General features: G+C 69.9%; 21 protein-coding genes. 18 read left to right on the top strand and 3 right to left on the bottom strand.

Annotated elements, in window-relative coordinates; translation table 11 throughout:
- Positions 1–12 precede the first annotated feature (12 nt).
- Positions 13–612 carry a dTDP-4-dehydrorhamnose 3,5-epimerase gene (gene rfbC / locus ACLWS4_RS07165; RefSeq protein ID WP_049649033.1) on the bottom strand — a complete coding sequence of 200 codons (600 nt, stop codon included), beginning with the start codon at positions 610–612 and terminating at the stop codon, positions 13–15.
- The gene (rfbA, locus tag ACLWS4_RS07160) at positions 609–1,484 is read right to left on the bottom strand and encodes a glucose-1-phosphate thymidylyltransferase RfbA (protein ID WP_049649034.1); all 876 of its coding nucleotides are present in this window, start codon (positions 1,482–1,484) and stop codon (positions 609–611) included. Before rfbA ends, rfbC begins: the two co-directional genes overlap by 4 nt.
- 81 nt (positions 1,485–1,565) lie before the next feature.
- Here rfbA and rfbB point away from each other — a divergent pair, with 81 nt between their 5' ends.
- The 6 genes from rfbB (at position 1,566) to ACLWS4_RS07130 (ending at position 6,872) form a co-directional block, all read left to right on the top strand.
- The gene (gene rfbB / locus ACLWS4_RS07155; RefSeq protein ID WP_117488227.1) at positions 1,566–2,543 is read left to right on the top strand and encodes a dTDP-glucose 4,6-dehydratase; all 978 of its coding nucleotides are present in this window, start codon (positions 1,566–1,568) and stop codon (positions 2,541–2,543) included.
- Positions 2,540–3,475 carry a dTDP-4-dehydrorhamnose reductase gene (gene rfbD / locus ACLWS4_RS07150; protein WP_074003961.1) on the top strand — a complete coding sequence of 312 codons (936 nt, stop codon included), beginning with the start codon at positions 2,540–2,542 and terminating at the stop codon, positions 3,473–3,475. Before rfbB ends, rfbD begins: the two co-directional genes overlap by 4 nt.
- Positions 3,472–4,809, top strand: coding sequence for a lipopolysaccharide biosynthesis protein (locus ACLWS4_RS07145; protein ID WP_181970608.1), 1,338 nt, complete (start codon positions 3,472–3,474; stop codon positions 4,807–4,809). Before rfbD ends, ACLWS4_RS07145 begins: the two co-directional genes overlap by 4 nt.
- Positions 4,810–4,877: 68 nt before the next feature.
- Entirely contained in the window at positions 4,878–5,567 is a 690-nt protein-coding gene (locus ACLWS4_RS07140; RefSeq protein ID WP_049649036.1) for a glycosyltransferase family 2 protein, read from the top strand.
- Positions 5,564–5,962: a DUF2304 domain-containing protein gene (locus ACLWS4_RS07135; RefSeq protein ID WP_049649037.1), complete on the top strand. Its 399-nt coding sequence runs from the start codon at positions 5,564–5,566 to the stop codon at positions 5,960–5,962. Before ACLWS4_RS07140 ends, ACLWS4_RS07135 begins: the two co-directional genes overlap by 4 nt.
- 4 nt (positions 5,963–5,966) lie before the next feature.
- Positions 5,967–6,872 (top strand): glycosyltransferase family 2 protein, encoded by a 906-nt coding sequence (locus ACLWS4_RS07130; protein ID WP_220450048.1) that lies wholly within the window; start codon positions 5,967–5,969, stop codon positions 6,870–6,872.
- Positions 6,873–6,959: 87 nt separating this feature from the next.
- Here the strand turns inward: ACLWS4_RS07130 and ACLWS4_RS07125 are convergent, their stop codons facing one another.
- Entirely contained in the window at positions 6,960–8,720 is a 1,761-nt protein-coding gene (locus tag ACLWS4_RS07125; RefSeq protein WP_159028300.1) for a hypothetical protein, read from the bottom strand.
- Between the two features lie 287 nt (positions 8,721–9,007).
- Here ACLWS4_RS07125 and ACLWS4_RS07120 point away from each other — a divergent pair, with 287 nt between their 5' ends.
- The 12 genes from ACLWS4_RS07120 to rpsQ all read left to right on the top strand — a co-directional run bounded on the left by ACLWS4_RS07120 (position 9,008) and on the right by rpsQ (position 16,505).
- Positions 9,008–10,819 (top strand): hypothetical protein, encoded by a 1,812-nt coding sequence (locus ACLWS4_RS07120; RefSeq protein ID WP_416873596.1) that lies wholly within the window; start codon positions 9,008–9,010, stop codon positions 10,817–10,819.
- Positions 10,820–11,212: 393 nt separating this feature from the next.
- Positions 11,213–11,521, top strand: a complete 309-nt coding sequence (rpsJ, locus tag ACLWS4_RS07115; RefSeq protein ID WP_012785157.1) for a 30S ribosomal protein S10 — start codon at positions 11,213–11,215, stop codon at positions 11,519–11,521.
- Between the two features lie 14 nt (positions 11,522–11,535).
- Positions 11,536–12,183 carry a 50S ribosomal protein L3 gene (rplC, locus tag ACLWS4_RS07110; RefSeq protein ID WP_030055817.1) on the top strand — a complete coding sequence of 216 codons (648 nt, stop codon included), beginning with the start codon at positions 11,536–11,538 and terminating at the stop codon, positions 12,181–12,183.
- Positions 12,184–12,187: 4 nt separating this feature from the next.
- Positions 12,188–12,865, top strand: coding sequence for a 50S ribosomal protein L4 (rplD, locus tag ACLWS4_RS07105; RefSeq protein WP_049649040.1), 678 nt, complete (start codon positions 12,188–12,190; stop codon positions 12,863–12,865).
- Positions 12,865–13,182, top strand: a complete 318-nt coding sequence (gene rplW, locus ACLWS4_RS07100; RefSeq protein ID WP_030280768.1) for a 50S ribosomal protein L23 — start codon at positions 12,865–12,867, stop codon at positions 13,180–13,182. The genes rplD and rplW overlap by 1 nt, the downstream gene beginning before the upstream one ends.
- A gap of 43 nt (positions 13,183–13,225) precedes the next feature.
- On the top strand, positions 13,226–14,062 hold the full coding sequence (rplB, locus tag ACLWS4_RS07095; protein WP_030393297.1) for a 50S ribosomal protein L2: 837 nt from the start codon (positions 13,226–13,228) through the stop codon (positions 14,060–14,062).
- Between the two features lie 11 nt (positions 14,063–14,073).
- Positions 14,074–14,355, top strand: coding sequence for a 30S ribosomal protein S19 (gene rpsS, locus ACLWS4_RS07090; RefSeq protein ID WP_030055821.1), 282 nt, complete (start codon positions 14,074–14,076; stop codon positions 14,353–14,355).
- Positions 14,356–14,412: 57 nt separating this feature from the next.
- The gene (gene rplV, locus ACLWS4_RS07085; protein WP_030055822.1) at positions 14,413–14,760 is read left to right on the top strand and encodes a 50S ribosomal protein L22; all 348 of its coding nucleotides are present in this window, start codon (positions 14,413–14,415) and stop codon (positions 14,758–14,760) included.
- Complete coding sequence (gene rpsC / locus ACLWS4_RS07080; protein ID WP_049649041.1) at positions 14,760–15,584, top strand: 30S ribosomal protein S3; 825 nt, start codon at positions 14,760–14,762, stop codon at positions 15,582–15,584. The genes rplV and rpsC overlap by 1 nt, the downstream gene beginning before the upstream one ends.
- Positions 15,585–15,589: 5 nt before the next feature.
- A complete protein-coding gene (gene rplP / locus ACLWS4_RS07075) occupies positions 15,590–16,009 on the top strand; it encodes a 50S ribosomal protein L16 (protein WP_030055824.1) in 420 nt (139 codons plus the stop codon).
- Complete coding sequence (rpmC, locus tag ACLWS4_RS07070; RefSeq protein WP_049649042.1) at positions 16,009–16,233, top strand: 50S ribosomal protein L29; 225 nt, start codon at positions 16,009–16,011, stop codon at positions 16,231–16,233. Before rplP ends, rpmC begins: the two co-directional genes overlap by 1 nt.
- The gene (gene rpsQ, locus ACLWS4_RS07065; protein ID WP_030055826.1) at positions 16,233–16,505 is read left to right on the top strand and encodes a 30S ribosomal protein S17; all 273 of its coding nucleotides are present in this window, start codon (positions 16,233–16,235) and stop codon (positions 16,503–16,505) included. Before rpmC ends, rpsQ begins: the two co-directional genes overlap by 1 nt.
- Positions 16,506–16,598: the final 93 nt, after the last annotated feature.

Below are 16,598 nucleotides of genomic sequence, written 5' to 3'. Positions count from 1 at the left end.
CGGGCTCCGCCGTTACTGCTGCTTCAGCGAGTCCGTGTAGGCCTTGCAGGCCTGGTAGTCCGGCAGCAGGCCGGTGGCGAGCGCCTCCGCGAGGGTGGGCGCGACCGCGTCACGGGCCGAGAGCTGCGGGGCGTCGGTCGGCCACTCGATGCCGAGGTCCGGGTCCAGCGGGTGCACGCCGTGCTCGCCGGTCGGGTTGTACGTCGCCGAGCAGAGGTAGGTCAGCGTGGCGTCGTCGCTCAGGGCGCAGAAGCCGTGGCCGAGGCCCTCCGGGATGTAGACGGCCGTGCGCTCGGTGTCGTCCAGCCGGACGAACTCCCACTTGCCGAAGGACGGCGAGCCGACCCGCAGGTCGACGATGACGTCCAGCACCGCGCCGCGGGTGCAGGCCACGTACTTGGCCTGGCCGGGCGGGACGTCGGCGAAGTGGATGCCGCGGACGACGTCCTTGGCGGACAGCGACAGGTTGGCCTGGGCCAGGTCCAGCGGGTGGCCGACGACCTCGGCGAGGAGGTCGAAGCGGTACCACTCGGTGAAGTGGCCGCGGGCGTCGCCGTGCACCTGCGGGGTGATCTCGAAGGCGCCCTCGATGGAGAGCTCGCGGAACTTCACTTGGCGGCCGCCTCGTCGAGCAGGTCCACCAGGTACTGGCCGTAGCCGCTCTTCAGCAGCGGCTCGGCGAGCTCGCGCAGCTGGGCGTCGTCGATCAGCCCGGCCCGCCAGACGGCCTCCTCGATGCAGCCGATCTTGAAGCCCTGGCGCTCCTCGATGACCCGGACGAACTCCGAGGCCTGGACCATCGACACGAACGTGCCGGTGTCCAGCCAGGCGGTGCCGCGGTCGAGGGTCGTCACGTGCAGGTCGCCGGTGCGCAGGTAGGCGTCGTTGACGGCGGTGATCTCCAGCTCGCCGCGGGCGCTCGGCTCCAGGGTGCGGGCGATCTCGACGACCCGGTTGTCGTAGAAGTACAGGCCGGGGACGGCGTAGCGGGACTTGGGCTCGGTCGGCTTCTCCTCGATGGAGATGACCTGGCCGCTCTCGTCGAACTCGACCACGCCGTACGCGGTCGGGTCGGCCACGGGGTAGGCGAAGACCCGGCCGCCCTTGATGTCGGAGTGCTCGGTGAGCGAGGTGCCCAGGCCGGTGCCGTGGAAGATGTTGTCGCCGAGGATCAGGGCCACCGGCTCGTCGCCGATGAAGTCCGCGCCGAGCACGAAGGCCTGGGCGATGCCCTCGGGCTTCTCCTGGACGGCGTACTGCAGCTTCAGGCCGAACTGGGAACCGTCGCCCAGCAGCCGTTCGAACTGGTCCCGGTCGTTCGGGGTGGTGATGATCAGGATTTCGCTTATCCCGGCCATCACGAGGGTCGAGAGGGGGTAGTAGATCATCGGCTTGTCGAAGACCGGGAGGAGCTGCTTCGACACCGCACGGGTCAGGGGCCACAGCCGCGAGCCGGTGCCGCCGGCCAGGAGGATTCCACGCATGGGAGCACCCTATTCGAGATCGGTGAACGCGGGAGGGGCCGGGTCGGAGGGGCGTTCGGGCGGCGGTAGACTACGCGCATTATGCGCATCCTCGTGACCGGCGGCGCCGGGTTCATCGGTTCGGAGTTCGTCCGTCAGCTCCTCGGGGCTGACGAGAACGCCCGGATCACGGTCTTTGACAAGCTCACCTACTCGGGCGTCCTGGAGAACCTCGCCCCGGTGGCCGACCACAAGGGCTACACCTTCGTCCAGGGCGACATCTGCGACGCGGACGCCGTCGACCAGGTCATGCCGGGCCACGACGTGGTGGTGCACTTCGCCGCCGAGTCCCACGTGGACCGCTCGATCGCCGGTGCGGGCCCGTTCGTGCTGACCAACGTCGTCGGCACCCAGGTCCTGCTCGACGCCGCGCGCAAGCACGGCGTCGGCCGCTTCGTGCACATCTCCACCGACGAGGTGTACGGCTCGATCAGCGAGGGCTCCTGGACCGAGACCTGGCCGCTGGAGCCGAACTCCCCGTACTCGGCCTCCAAGGCCTCCTCCGACCTGCTGGCGCTGGCGTACCACCGCACCCACGGCATGGACGTCGTGGTGACCCGCTGCTCCAACAACTACGGGCACTACCAGTTCCCGGAGAAGGTCATCCCGCTGTTCACCACCAACCTGATCGACGGCAAGAAGGTGCCGCTGTACGGCGACGGTGGCAACGTCCGCGACTGGCTGCACGTCTCCGACCACTGCCGGGGCATCGAGCTGGTCATGCGCGGCGGCCGCGCGGGTGAGGTCTACAACATCGGCGGCGGCACCGAGGCCACCAACAAGGAGCTGACCGGCCTGCTGCTGGAGGCCGCCGGCGCGGGTTGGGACATGGTCGAGCACGTCGAGGACCGCAAGGGCCACGACCTCCGCTACTCGATCGACATCAGCAAGATCCGTGAGGAGCTCGGCTACGAGCCGCAGGTCCGCTTCGAGGACGGCCTCGCCGCGACCATCGCGTGGTACCGCGAGAACCGCGCCTGGTGGGAGCCGCTGAAGCAGAAGGCGGCCCTGGCCAAGTGACCGCGAACGCCGCCGCGCCCGTGCGCTGGCTGGTCACCGGCGCGGCCGGGATGCTCGGGCAGGACCTGCTCTCGGTGCTGGGCGCCGACGGGACCGCCGAGATCACCGCGCTGCGCCGGGCGGACCTCGACATCACCGACCCGGCGGCCGTCCAGGCCGCCGTCGAGGGCCACGACATCGTGGTCAACTGCGCCGCGTGGACGAACGTCGACGCCGCGGAGGCCGAGGAGGACGCCGCCACCGCCGTCAACGGCACCGGTGTGCGCCACCTGGCCGAGGCCTGCGCCAAGAGCGGCGCGCGGCTGCTGCACGTCTCCACCGACTACGTCCTGCCGGGCGACGCCACCGAGCCCTGCCCGGAGGACGCCCCGACCGCGCCGGTGAACGCGTACGGCCGCGGCAAGCTGGTGGGGGAGCGGGCGGTCGCCGAACTGCTCCCCGAGCACGGCTACGTCGTGCGCACCGCCTGGCTGTACGGCGAGCACGGCCCGAACTTCGTGGCCACCATGCTCAAGCTCGCCGCCCAGCGCGACACCCTGGACGTGGTGGACGACCAGCACGGCCAGCCGACCTGGTCGTACGCGCTGGCCGGCCGCCTGGTCGAGCTCGGCCGGGCCGCGCTCGCCGGGCAGGCCCCGGCCGGGGTCTACCACGGCACCGCGAGCGGCCGGACCACCTGGTGCGGACTGGCCCGCGAGACCTACGCGCTGAGCGGGCTGGACCCGGAGCGGATCCGCCCGACCACGTCGGAGGCCTTCGTCCGCCCGGCCGCCCGCCCCGCCTTCAGCGTGCTGGCCCACGACCGCTGGGCCGCCGCCGGGCTGGCGCCGCTGCCCGAGTGGCGGACCATGCTGGCCGAGGCCCTGGCCACGCCCGTCTTCGCCGAACTGGCCGCCACGGCCCGGACCACGGAGAGCGACAGACCTCAGTGAAGAACGCACTGACGAAGGTGGCTGCCGCGCTACCGCCGGGAACCCTGGCGGTGGCCGGCGGCACCGTCGTACTGGGTGCCGCCTCCTACATCCACCTCGGAGTGGCGGGCCACAGCCTGTCGGTCGACGACATGGCGAACGTCTCGCTGCTGTGGACGATCGTGATGTCGGTCGGCATCGGCGTCTTCTTCCCGATCGAGCAGGAGCTCACCCGGATCGTCTCGGCGCGCGCGGCGCTCGGCCACGGCGCCGCGCCGGTGCTGCGCCGGGCGACCCTGCTCACCGGCGGGATCCTCGCGGCGACCCTGGTCGCCCTCGGCGCCGCCTCCGGCCCGATCGCCCGGTCGATGTTCCACGGCGACCGCTCGCTGGTGCTGGCGCTCGGCGGGGCCTTCACCGGCATGGCCGTCTGCTACCTCACCCGCGGCGTGCTGGCCGGCCTCGGCCGCTTCGGCGCGTACGGCACCCAGCTCGGCCTGGACGGCGGCCTGCGGATCGGCCTGGCCTTCGCCTTCGCCGTGGCCGGTGTGCACTCGGCGCTCGCGTTCAGCCTGATCCTGGCCGTCGCGCCGATCATCGCCACGATCGTCACGCTGCCGCCGCTGCTGCGCGCGGTGAAGCCCGGCGAGCAGGTCGGCTGGTCCGAACTCTGCTCCGGGCTCGGCCTGCTGATCTGCTCGACGCTGCTCTCCCAGGTCGTGGTGAACGCGGCCGTGGTGAGCACCAAGCTGCTCGCGCCCTCCGACTCCGCGCTGATCGCCGCCCTGCTCAACGCGCTGGTGCTGGCCCGGGTGCCGCTGTTCGTCTTCGGCTCGCTCCAGGCCTCGCTGCTGAACGGCCTCTCCGCCGCGATCGCGGTCGGGGACCGGGCCGCCTTCACCGGGATGCTCAAGAAGATCGGCGCCGTGGTCGGCGGACTCGGCGTGCTCGGCGGCATCCCGGCGGTCGCCCTCGGCCCCTGGCTGATCCAGGTGCTGTTCGGCGCCAAGCCGGTGCTCGGCTGCCTCGACTTCTTCTGGATGTCCGCCGGAACCGTGGCGTACATGTTCGCGATGGTGCTCGGCCAGGCGCTGATGGTATTCAAGCGGCACAACCTTCAGCTGCTCTGCTGGGCGGTCGGCACGGCGGTCCTCGCCGCGATCACCTTCATGCCGGGCGACGTGTCCACCCGCGTGGTCGTTGCGTACACGGCGGGTTCCGTGGCCACCGTCCTCGGTATGCTGGCGGTCCTGAGGCAGAGTTTCGCCCGTTCGGCGACGAACTCCGCCGGCCTCGTCCAGCAGTCGGGGGACCCGAACGCCGCGGTGTTGAGCAGCCGGACGGCCGGTGACTGACCGTGTCCGCCCCTCATCTTCAGATCGCCGCGCAGCAGCGCGGGCCAGACCCCATTCATGGAGCCTCCGTGTCCCAGTACGACGATGTTTGGCTGGTGATCCCGGCCTACAACGAGGGCCAGGTGATCGCCGACGTTGTGGAGGGGGCGCGAAAGACGTTCCCGAACATCGTGGTCGTCGATGACGGCAGCGGCGACGACTCGGCCAAGCACATCATGGAGACGGGCGCGCACCTGGTGCGCCACCCGGTCAACCTCGGCCAGGGTGCCGCCCTCCAGACCGGCCTCGCCTACGCCCTGGCCCAGCCGGGCGCCAAGTACTTCGCCACCTTCGACGCGGACGGCCAGCACCAGACCGCCGACGTCGAGAAGATGGTCGCCCTGCTGCGGGAGGGCGACACGGACGTCGTCCTCGGCTCGCGCTTCATCGAGCAGAACGGGCAGGTGCCGTGGATCAAGCGGGTCGTCCTGCGCACCGCGGCGACCGTCAGCCCGACCGCTCGCAAGCTCAAGCTGACCGACGCCCACAACGGTCTGCGCGTGCTGAACCGCGAGGCCGCCGGCCGGCTGCGGATCACCATGAACGGCATGGCGCACGCGTCGGAGATCGTCAGCTTCCTCGCCGGCTCGGACCTCCGGGTCGCCGAACTCCCGGTGGACATCCTGTACACCGACTACTCACGCGCCAAGGGTCAGTCCCTGATCAACGGCGTCAACATCATCTTCGACATCTCGCTGCGGGAGCGTAGCCGCCGATGAAATTCTTCTGGATCCAGCTGGTTCTCATTCTCGGCTCGGTCACTCTCGCCTTCATGTTCATCCGGCGTTGGGACCGTGCCAACACCCGCGCCTGGAAGCGCATCGCGTTCTCGGTCTTCGTGGTCGTGAACATCTACGCGGTGCTGCGTCCCACCGACGTGACCTGGCTGGCCCACCAGCTCGGCGTCGGCCGCGGCACCGACCTGGTGCTGTACGGGATGGTGCTGGGGATGGGCTTCCTGACCCTGAACACCTTCCTGCGCTTCCGCTCGCTGGAGAAGAAGCTCACCGACCTGGCGCGGACCGTGGCGATCAACGAGGGCGCCCGTCTGAACGAGGAGCGCTTCGACCTGGACCTGCCGGTCTCGGCGCCGGTCGACCGCAGCAAGGCCTGATCCCGTGGCGACCTTCGAGTTCATGCTGCCGTACTACGGCGACGTGGCACTGATGCAGGCCGCGGTGCGGAGCATCCTCGCGCAGACCGACCGGGACTTCCGGCTGACCGTCATAGACGACGGCAAGGAGCCGGACGTCCCGGGCTGGTTCGCCTCGCTCGGCGACGACCGGGTGAGCTACCTGCGCAACGAGCACAACCTCGGCATCACCAAGAACTTCCAGAAGTGCGTGGAGCTGTCCACGGCCGACCACGTGGTCATCATGGGCTGCGACGACCTGCTGCACCCGCACTACCTGGAGACCGTCCGGGCGATCGTCAAGGACAACCCGGACCTGGGCATGGTGCAGCCGGGCGTCGAGGTCATCGACGGCAACGGCGAGGTCAGCCGCTCCGGCCTGGCGGACAACGTCAAGGAGAAGATCTACGCGCCGACCGTCAAGGGCCGGCGGCTGATGGGCGGCGAGGAGCTGGCCGCGAGCGTGCTGCGCGGCAACTGGCTCTACTTCCCGTCGATCTGCTGGCGGGGCGAGGCGCTGCGCGCGGTCAACTTCCGCGACGAGTACTCGGTGATCCAGGACCTGGCCCTGGTCGTCGACCTGCTGGAGCGCGGCGAGCAGATGCTGGTGGACAACACCACCGTCGTCTTCCAGTACCGGCGGCACGCCGTCAGCGAGTCCTCGGTGCAGGCCTTCTCCGGCACCCGGTTCACCGAGGCGGAGCGGTACTTCAACGCGGTGGCGGAGCGGATGGACGCCCGCGGCTGGCCGAAGGCCGCCCGTGCGGCCCGGTTCCGCAGCGCCTCCCGCCTGCACGCGCTGACCATGCTGCCGGGCGCCCTGAAGCGCGGCGAGCGGGCCGGCGCCAAGGTGCTGGTCCGCCACGCGCTGACCGGCGGCGACCGGCACTGACCGCTCGCACCCACTGGTACGGCACTGGGCCGGTAGTCCGAGTTCGGACTACCGGCCCAGTGGCGTTCGCGGGCGGCCCGCCGGGGGCTACTCGCCGAAGCCGGAGGGGCCCAGCGGGTCGGGCTGCCGGGGCGGGTACGGGTTGACCTTCGGGCACATCAGCTTCCCGGGGTCGGGCAGCGGCACGAGCAGGTCGCTGATGTCCCGCGGCTGCTTGCACTGGCCATTGGGCGCGTAGCGCGAGCAGTGCCCCTTGGTGTCGGCGGTGCTCTGCGCGATCCAGGCCAGCGCGCCGGGGCCCCAGTGCGGGTCCGGCATGTACTTGCTGGCGGTGGCGGAGCCGGCCATGCCGAAGAGCAGGCCCAGCGCGCAGATGGCGCCGACGGCCACACCGCGCGGGTTGAGGCGCAGCGGCAGCCGGCGGCCGGTGTCCTCGGCCGACTCGGCGGCGGGGGCCGCGGCGGGGCCCTGGCGGCGGCGGACGACCAGGTAGCACGCCAGGCCGACGAGGACCAGCAGGCAGTAGAGCAGCTGGGCGCTGGTGCGCGGGTAGAGCATGACGGCCTGGTCGCGCTCCATGTGGGAGGCGTACCAGTAGCGCATCAGCAGGGCGCTCGCGGTGCAGGCGGCGGCGGTCAGGACGGTGGTCCGGCCGATCCCGAGGGCCAGCGCCACACCCAGGCCGACCAGCAGCAGGATCGTGAAGAGGCCGACCCCGCCGATCTCACCGGGGACCGGCCAGGTGCTCTGGCCGTCGGTGCCGGGGAGGTCGTCGCGCCACATCGCGAAGTAGGTCGGCTCGGTGTAGGTGTCGAAGTAGCAGTACCGGTCGATGGTGCTGCCCGCGGAGCCGAGCAGCCGGACCAGGTAGACGCCGGAGACGAGCAGGAAGACCCCGCCGGCGGCGCCGATCGCGCACAGGCCGTTGAGCAGGCCGCGGGTGCCGCCGGTCCGGCGGGCGCGCAGCAGCAGCACCACGGTGAGCACCACCACTCCGGCCGCGGACCACACGAACCAGCCGGAGTAGAGGAGGAACAGCAGCCCGATCCCGAGGCCGAGCACGGCGCCGCGCACGGCCGCGGTGCGGCGCGGGAGCTCCGGGGCGCGCTGGAGGAGCTGCATCAGCTTCGCCAGCACGGGGAGGAAGGCGACGAGCACGAAGGTGGTGTACGGCTTGTACGGCTGCGCCATCGGCAGGGCGGCGGTGACGCCGATCCCGAGCGCCCAGAGCGGGGGCAGCAGCAGGCGCCAGGACAGGTAGGCGAGCGGGCCGAGCATCGCGACGAACAGCAGGTCGACGAGCTTGAGCGCGTAGCCGACCTGCCCGTGGGTGACGTGCTCGGCGACGAAGGCGACGATGTGCGGGAACAGCGGCGGGTAGGCGCCGTCGAGGGACTTGCCGTCCATCAGGGCGCCGACCCAGGCCTGGAGGCTGCCGGAGTCGCCCTGCTGGGCGTACAGCGGCCAGTTGGTGTCGCGCAGCGCGAGCGAGATGCCGGCGGCCAGGACGCCGGAGGACAGGCCGGCGACCGCGGCGGCGGCGAACCGCACCGGGAGGTCCGCCCAGCGGCGCATCGCCGGCACCAGGACCAGGACGACGACGCCGATCAGCAGCAGGAGCCGGAGCTGGAGCGCGGCGAGGCCGCTGACCTGGCCGACCCTCGACATGGGGTTCAGCCGGACGGACCAGGCCAGCCCGGTCATCAGCAGCGCCGCCGTGGCCGCGGTCAGGATCTCCGCGGTCCAGAGGACGGCGGGGAGGCGAAGAGCGGCGGCCCGTCTCCTCTGACTGGGCGGTATGCCCTGATGCCTGCCCTCGGCGGGGGCGGGCTGGACGCTCGTCGTCACTGTTCGGTCCTTCTGCTCTCCCGCAGCGGTTCGGATGCGGGGGCGGTGTGTGGTTTCGGTGGCCGGACACCGCGATTCTGCCAGCACCTCGGTCGGGGGATCCGCACGGGCCGAACCACCGTTCCCGTACGGGCCGTTGTCGTCAACGGGGGAGGAGCGCGTTGGCTCCGGCCGATCACCGCGTGGCACACTGCCGATGCGCTTCGACGAGTGGTGGGAACCGTGGCGCGCCGTCCGGAGCCGGCCATGACGAGATCGTCAACTCATACAAGTAGGGAAGTGTCTCGGTGCAGCCGCTGATCGACTCTGCCCACACGTCCGACGGGCCGGGCCGGGGTGAGGAAGGCGGCGGGAGCGCGCCCGCCACCCGGGCCCTGGCCGTGCCGCCCCGGCTGCGGGCGCTGGCCGCCCACCGCTGGTTCTGGCCGGTGGTCCTGCTGCTCGGGTACGGCGGCCAGGTGGCGTTCCGCCTGGTGCTGTCGATCCACAACTACTTCCCGTCGGTGCACGCCGACGAGGACTCCTACCTGGTGATCGCGCGGGTGCTGGCCGGACGGCCGACCACCGAGATGCCGGTCGGCGTGGTGATCCCCGGCGGGTACCCGCTGCTGATCTCGCCGGCGCTGCGGATCGCCGACACCCCGGCCGCCGCGTACCACCTGATCATGGGCATCAACGCGCTGCTCAACGCGCTGGTGTTCCCGCTCGCCGTGGCGGCGGCGCGCCGGGTGGGCCTGTCCCGGCCGCACGCGTACCTGGTGGGCGCCGCCGTGGCGCTGGTGCCGCCGGTGGTCTTCTACTCCCAGTTCGTGATGTCGGACACCGTGCTGCCGGTGGTCCTGCTGGCCTGGCTGCTCGCGATGCACGGCTGGCTCTCGCCCGGCACGACGCGCCGCCGCGCGCTGTACGCGGCCGGGACGGGCCTGGCGGCCGGCTTCTCGATGGCCACCCACGACCGCGGCGGCGTGGTCGTGGCGCTGACCGCGCTGGTCCTGGTGGTGGTGCTGGCGCTCGGCTGGGCGCCGCGGCTCGCCTCGCTGGCCGGCGTCGGCGGGCTCGGGCTGTCGTACCTGGGCGCGAAGCTGCTGGCGCGCTTCGTCGAGAACCAGTTCAAGGACGTGCCGCCGAGCACCGTCGGCAACAAGGTCTTCGAGAACCTCGGGGACAGCAAGTACATCGGCACGATCATCGCCCGCACCTTCGGGCAGCTCTGGTACTTCATGACCTCCACGTACGGCTTCGGGGCGGTCGCCCTGGTGCTGTGCGTGGTGGTCGTCTTCCGGCGCCGGTACACGGTGGCCGAGCGGGTGGTGGCCTTCACCATGGTGGCCCTGCTGTTCGGCACCGCGCTGGCCTCGGCGGCCGGGCTGGCGGACAACGACCGGACCGACAACTGGGTGTACGCCCGGTACTGCGCGGTGCTGGTGCCGATGTTCATGGTGGTCGGCCTGGCCGCGCTGTGGCGGGCCGGGGTCCGCGCGCTGCTGTGGACGGCGCTGGCCGGCGTGGCGGCGATCGGGATCATCCAGCTGTCGGTCGGCGCGTACGCGGGCGCCGCGCTCAAGCTCTGGGTCAGTCCGTGGACGGTGCCGGACGCGATGTTCCTGGCCTCGACCTGGGACGACCTGCACATGGTCCGGACGAGCTTCGGCGCGCTGGCGGTGCTGGGCGCCTGCCTGCTGCTGCGGGTGGCCGGCGGGCGCCGGGTGGTGGCCGCGGTGGTGGGGTGCGTGACGCTGTTCGCCGCCTACGCGACGGTCGCCGTCACCGACAACGTCTCCGAGCCGCACGCCAAGGCCCGCAAGTACCAGGCGGTGGGCGTGGCCAAGGAGGCGGGCCTGCGCAAGGGCGACAACGTCGTCCTGGACATGGACCTCGACTGGGACACCCGGATGTCGATGGCCTACGAGGTCTACTGGGGCCGGGTCTGGTCGGACGACCTGAAGGACGGCTCCGCCCCGCCGGAGGCGGCCACCGCGTACCTGGCCGGCTGGAGCAAGGGCGACCTGCCGCAGACCAGCTGGCCGGACGCGCGGCCCGGCTGGCACGTCGCGAAGTTCAACAAGGACCGGGGCTGGGTGCTCTGGCGCAAGGACTGAGCGGGGACGTCACCCCATCGGGGCCGGTGAGGAGCGCCTCACCGGCCCCGATTGGCATCCGGGCTGCTCCATGTGGCAGTATGTCCAAGTTGCTCGGTTGAGTGCCGATGCTGCGCGCCTCCCGCCGGGAGGACCGGAAGCGAGTCCCATGTACTCGTCGTTCCCGTGATGGCCGTCAAGCGTGAGTTCTACGCCACGGCAGCTGCGGGGCGAAAGTACGGGAATCTTCCGGGAAGCGTGTGCGGGGCCTCGACCCGGCACCCCTCACCCCGAAAGTTTTAAACCGACGAATTACTTCGCCGGTTTTTTGCAAGCGCGAGTGCGACACGCCCGAGCGCGGGGGTCGGAGGGGGAGTCGCGAAGTGACTAAGGACAAAGGACTACTGAGTAGCCATGGCGGGACAGAAGATCCGCATCCGGCTCAAGGCCTACGACCACGAGGTCATCGACTCCTCGGCGAAGAAGATCGTCGAGACGGTGATTCGTACTGGTGCGCAGGTCGCGGGCCCGGTGCCGCTGCCCACTGAGAAGAACGTGTACTGCGTCATCCGCTCGCCGCACAAGTACAAGGACTCGCGCGAGCACTTCGAGATGCGTACTCACAAGCGTCTGATCGACATCCTCGACCCCACGCCGAAGACGGTTGACTCGCTCATGCGTCTCGACCTGCCGGCTGGCGTCGACATCGAGATCAAGCTCTGAGAGGCGCACCGAAGATGGCTAAGCAGATTAAGGGCATCCTGGGCGAGAAGCTCGGCATGACCCAGGTCTGGGACGAGAACAACCGGGTCGTCCCGGTGACCGTCGTCAAGGCTGGGCCCAATGTCGTGACCCAGGTCCACACCGCCGACAGCCCGGCCGGCTACGACGCCGTCCAGATCGGCTTCGGCGAGATCGACCCCCGCAAGGTGAACAAGCCCCTCGCGGGCCACTTCGCCAAGGCCGGTGTCACCCCGCGCCGCCACCTGGTCGAGCTCCGTACCTCGGACGCCTCCGAGTACACCCTGGGCCAGGAGATCACCGCCGAGCTGTTCGAGGCGGGTGTCAAGGTCGACGTGACCGGCACCTCCAAGGGCAAGGGCTTCGCCGGTGTCATGAAGCGCCACAACTTCCGGGGCCTCGGCGCCGGTCACGGTGTGCAGCGCAAGCACCGCTCGCCCGGCTCGATCGGTGGCTGCGCCACCCCGGGTCGCGTGTTCAAGGGCGTACGGATGGCCGGCCGGATGGGCCACGAGCGTGTGACCACCCAGAACCTGACCATCCATGCCGTTGACGCGGAGAAGGGGCTGCTCCTGATCAAGGGCGCAATCCCGGGCCCGAACGGCGGCCTCGTCCTCGTCCGCACCGCGGCGAAGGGGCTGTGAGGATATGAGCACCATTGACATCCTGTCGCCCTCGGGCGACAAGACCGGCAGCCTCGAGCTTCCGGCCGAGATCTTCGACGCGAAGGTCAGCGTTCCGCTGATGCACCAGGTCGTCGTGGCGCAGCTCGCTGCGGCCCGTCAGGGCACCCACAAGACCAAGACTCGTGGCGAGGTCCGCGGTGGCGGCAAGAAGCCGTACCGCCAGAAGGGCACCGGCCGCGCCCGTCAGGGCTCGACCCGTGCGCCGCAGTTCGCCGGCGGTGGCGTCGTGCACGGTCCCGTGCCGCGCGACTACTCGCAGCGGACCCCGAAGAAGATGATCGCCGCCGCTCTGCGCGGTGCGCTCACCGACCGGGCCCGCCACAACCGCATCCACGTCGTCACCGACGTGGTCGCGGCCGAGGTGCCGTCGACCAAGGCCGCCAAGAGCCTGTTCGGCAAGATCACCGAGCGCAAGAACGTCCTCCTGGTCGTCGAGCGCGAGGACGAGCTGGGCCTGAAGTCCGCTCGCAACCTGCCGCACGTGCACATCCTGGACGCCGGTCAGCTGAACACCTACGACGTGCTCGTCTCCGACGATGTGGTCTTCACCCAGGCCGCCTTCGAGCGTTTCGTGGCCGGTCCGGCCGCGTCCGCCAAGGCCGTTGCCGCTGAGGGCGAGCTCGAAGGGAGCGCCGCCTGATGAGCGACGTTACGAGCAAGACGTTCACGGACCCCCGTGACGTCCTGGTGAAGCCGGTCATCTCCGAGAAGAGCTACAGCCTTCTCGACGAGAACAAGTACACGTTCATCGTGTCGCCGGGCGCCAACAAGACCCAGATCAAGCAGGCCGTCGAGGCGGTCTTCTCGGTCAAGGTCGAGGCTGTCAACACGATCAACCGTCAGGGCAAGCGCAAGCGCTCCAAGACGGGCTTTGGCAAGCGCAAGGACACCAAGCGCGCCATCGTGACGCTGGCCGAGGGCAACCGCATCGACATCTTCGGTGGTCCGGTCTCCTAACGGAGATCGTGATCGTCGATAAGGACGAGGACGAGAGAGCCAAATGGGCATCCGCAAGTACAAGCCGACTACGCCGGGCCGTCGTGGCTCCAGCGTGGCCGACTTCGTAGAGATCACGCGGTCCACCCCGGAGAAGTCGCTGGTTCGCCCCCTGCACAGCAAGGGCGGCCGTAACAACGCCGGTCGGATCACCGTTCGCCACCAGGGTGGCGGTCACAAGCGCGCCTACCGCGTGATCGACTTCCGTCGTCACGACAAGGACGGCGTGCCGGCGAAGGTCGCGCACATCGAGTACGACCCGAACCGCACCGCGCGCATCGCGCTCCTGCACTACGCGGACGGCGAGAAGCGCTACATCATCGCGCCGCGCGGCATCACGCAGGGCGACCGGATCGAGAACGGCGCTGGCGCCGACATCAAGCCGGGCAACAACCTGCCGCTGCGCAACATCCCGGTCGGTACCACCATCCACGCGGTGGAGCTGCGTCCCGGCGGCGGTGCCAAGCTGGCCCGCTCGGCCGGCTCCGGCATCCAGCTGCTGGCGCGTGAGGGCAAGATGGCGCACCTGCGCATGCCCTCCGGCGAGATCCGCCTGGTCGACGCGCGCTGCCGCGCCACCGTCGGCGAGGTCGGCAACGCCGAGCAGTCGAACATCAACTGGGGCAAGGCCGGCCGCATGCGCTGGAAGGGCGTTCGCCCGACCGTGCGTGGTGTCGCCATGAACCCGATCGACCACCCGCACGGTGGTGGTGAGGGTAAGACCTCTGGTGGTCGCCACCCGGTCTCGCCGTGGGGCCAGAAGGAGGGTCGTACCCGTCGCCCGAAGAAGGCGTCGGACGCTCTCATCGTGCGCCGCCGCAAGACCAACAAGAAGCGCTAGGAGCAGGTCAGATGCCGCGCAGTCTCAAGAAGGGCCCCTTCATCGACGGCCACCTTCTCAAGAAGGTGGACGCGCAGAACGAGGCGGGTACCCAGAACGTCATCAAGACCTGGTCCCGCCGCTCCGTGATCTTCCCGGCCATGCTCGGCCACACGATCGCGGTTCACGATGGTCGCAAGCACGTCCCGGTGTTCGTCACCGAGTCGATGGTCGGCCACAAGCTGGGCGAGTTCGCTCCGACCCGCACCTTCCGCGGCCACGTCAAGGACGACCGCAAGTCGAAGCGTCGCTAGTCGCCTGAGCTTCACCGCCAGAACGACTCAATGACTTACTCCATTAAGGGGACAACCATGGAAGCCAGGGCCCAGGCGCGGTACATCCGCGTCACGCCCATGAAGGCCCGCCGCGTGGTGGACCTCATCCGTGGCCTGCCGGCCACGGAGGCCCAGGCCGTCCTGCGTTTCGCTCCGCAGGCCGCCACCGTGCCGGTCGGCAAGGTGCTCGACAGCGCCATTGCCAACGCCGCGCACAACTACAACCACTCCAACGTGGACGACCTCGTCATCAGCGAGGCGTACGTTGACGAGGGTCCGACCCTGAAGCGGTTCCGCCCGCGTGCCCAGGGCCGCGCCTACCGGATCCGCAAGCGGACCAGCCACATCACCGTGGTCGTCAGCAGCAAGGAAGGGACCCGGTAATGGGCCAGAAGGTTAACCCGCACGGGTTCCGCCTCGGCATCAGCACGGACTTCAAGTCCCGCTGGTACGCCGACAAGCTGTACAAGGACTACGTCAAGGAAGACGTTGCCATTCGTCGCATGATGACGAAGGGCATGGAGCGCGCCGGCATCTCGAAGGTTGAGATCGAGCGCACCCGCGACCGCGTCCGCGTCGACATCCACACCGCCCGCCCCGGCATCGTCATCGGTCGCCGTGGCACCGAGGCCGACCGCATCCGCGGCGACCTCGAGAAGCTGACCGGCAAGCAGGTCCAGCTGAACATCCTCGAGGTCAAGAACCCCGAGCTGGACGCCCAGCTCGTGGCTCAGGGCGTCGCGGAGCAGCTGTCCTCCCGCGTCTCCTTCCGCCGTGCCATGCGCAAGTCGATGCAGGGCACCATGAAGTCCGGCGCCAAGGGCATCAAGGTCCAGTGCTCCGGTCGTCTCGGCGGCGCCGAGATGAGCCGGTCGGAGTTCTACCGCGAGGGTCGTGTGCCGCTGCACACCCTGCGTGCGAACGTCGACTACGGCTTCTTCGAGGCCAAGACCACCTTCGGCCGCATCGGCGTGAAGGTCTGGATCTACAAGGGCGACGTCAAGAACATCGCCGAGGTCCGCGCTGAGAACGCCGCTGCCCGCTCGGGCAACCGCCCGGCCCGTCCCGAGGGTGGTCGTCCCGCCCGCGGTGGCGACCGCCGTGGTGGCGAGCGCGGTGGCCGTGGCCGTCGTCCCGCCGCTGCCGAGGCCCCCGCGGCCCCGGCCGCTGAGGCGCCGGCTGCCGAGAACACCGGAACGGAGGCCTGACTCCCATGCTGATCCCCCGTCGGGTCAAGCACCGCAAGCAGCACCACCCGAAGCGTCGTGGCGCTGCCAAGGGTGGCACCGAGCTCGCCTTCGGCGAGTACGGCATCCAGGCCGTCACCCCGGCCTACGTGACGAACCGGCAGATCGAGTCCGCTCGTATCGCCGTCACCCGTCACATCAAGCGTGGCGGCAAGGTCTGGATCAACATCTACCCGGACCGTCCGCTCACCAAGAAGCCGGCCGAGACCCGCATGGGTTCCGGTAAGGGTTCGCCCGAGTGGTGGATCGCGAACGTGCACCCGGGTCGGGTCATGTTCGAGCTGTCGTACCCCAACGAGAAGGTGGCTCGTGAGGCGCTGACCCGCGCAGCTCACAAGCTCCCGATGAAGTGCCGGATCATCCGGCGCGAGGCAGGTGAGAGCTGATGTCGGCCGGCACCAAGGCTGCTGACCTCCGCGAGCTGGACAACGAGGGTCTCGTTGCCAAGCTCCGTGAGGCCAAGGAGGAGCTGTTCAACCTCCGCTTCCAGGCGGCGACCGGGCAGCTCGACAACCACGGACGGCTCAAGCTCGTCCGTAAGGACATCGCGCGGATCTACACCCTGATGCGCGAGCGCGAGCTGGGCATCGAGACGGTGGAGAGCGCCTGATGACTGAGAACACCAACGAGACGCGCGGTTTCCGCAAGACCCGTGAGGGTCTCGTCGTCAGCGACAAGATGGACAAGACCGTCGTCGTCGCCGTCGAGGACCGCGTCAAGCACGCTCTGTACGGCAAGGTCATCCGCCGTACGAACAAGCTGAAGGCGCACGACGAGGCGAACGCCTGCGGCATCGGCGACCGGGTCCTCCTCGCGGAGACCCGCCCGCTGTCCGCGACGAAGCGCTGGCGCGTCGTCGAGATCCTCGAGAAGGCCAAGTAACGAAGTTGATGCGGTACGGCCGTATGTGCACCAGGTCCCTCGCGGGCGCTGGTGTGAGCAGCGGCCGGCCCGTCAGCTCTCGTTGACGATCAG

The sequence above is a fragment of the Kitasatospora sp. SC0581 genome (assembly GCF_048159585.1).
Lineage (GTDB): Bacteria > Actinomycetota > Actinomycetes > Streptomycetales > Streptomycetaceae > Kitasatospora.
Note: the sequence above shows the minus strand (reverse complement) of the source record. Positions and strands in the feature narration are given on the sequence as shown.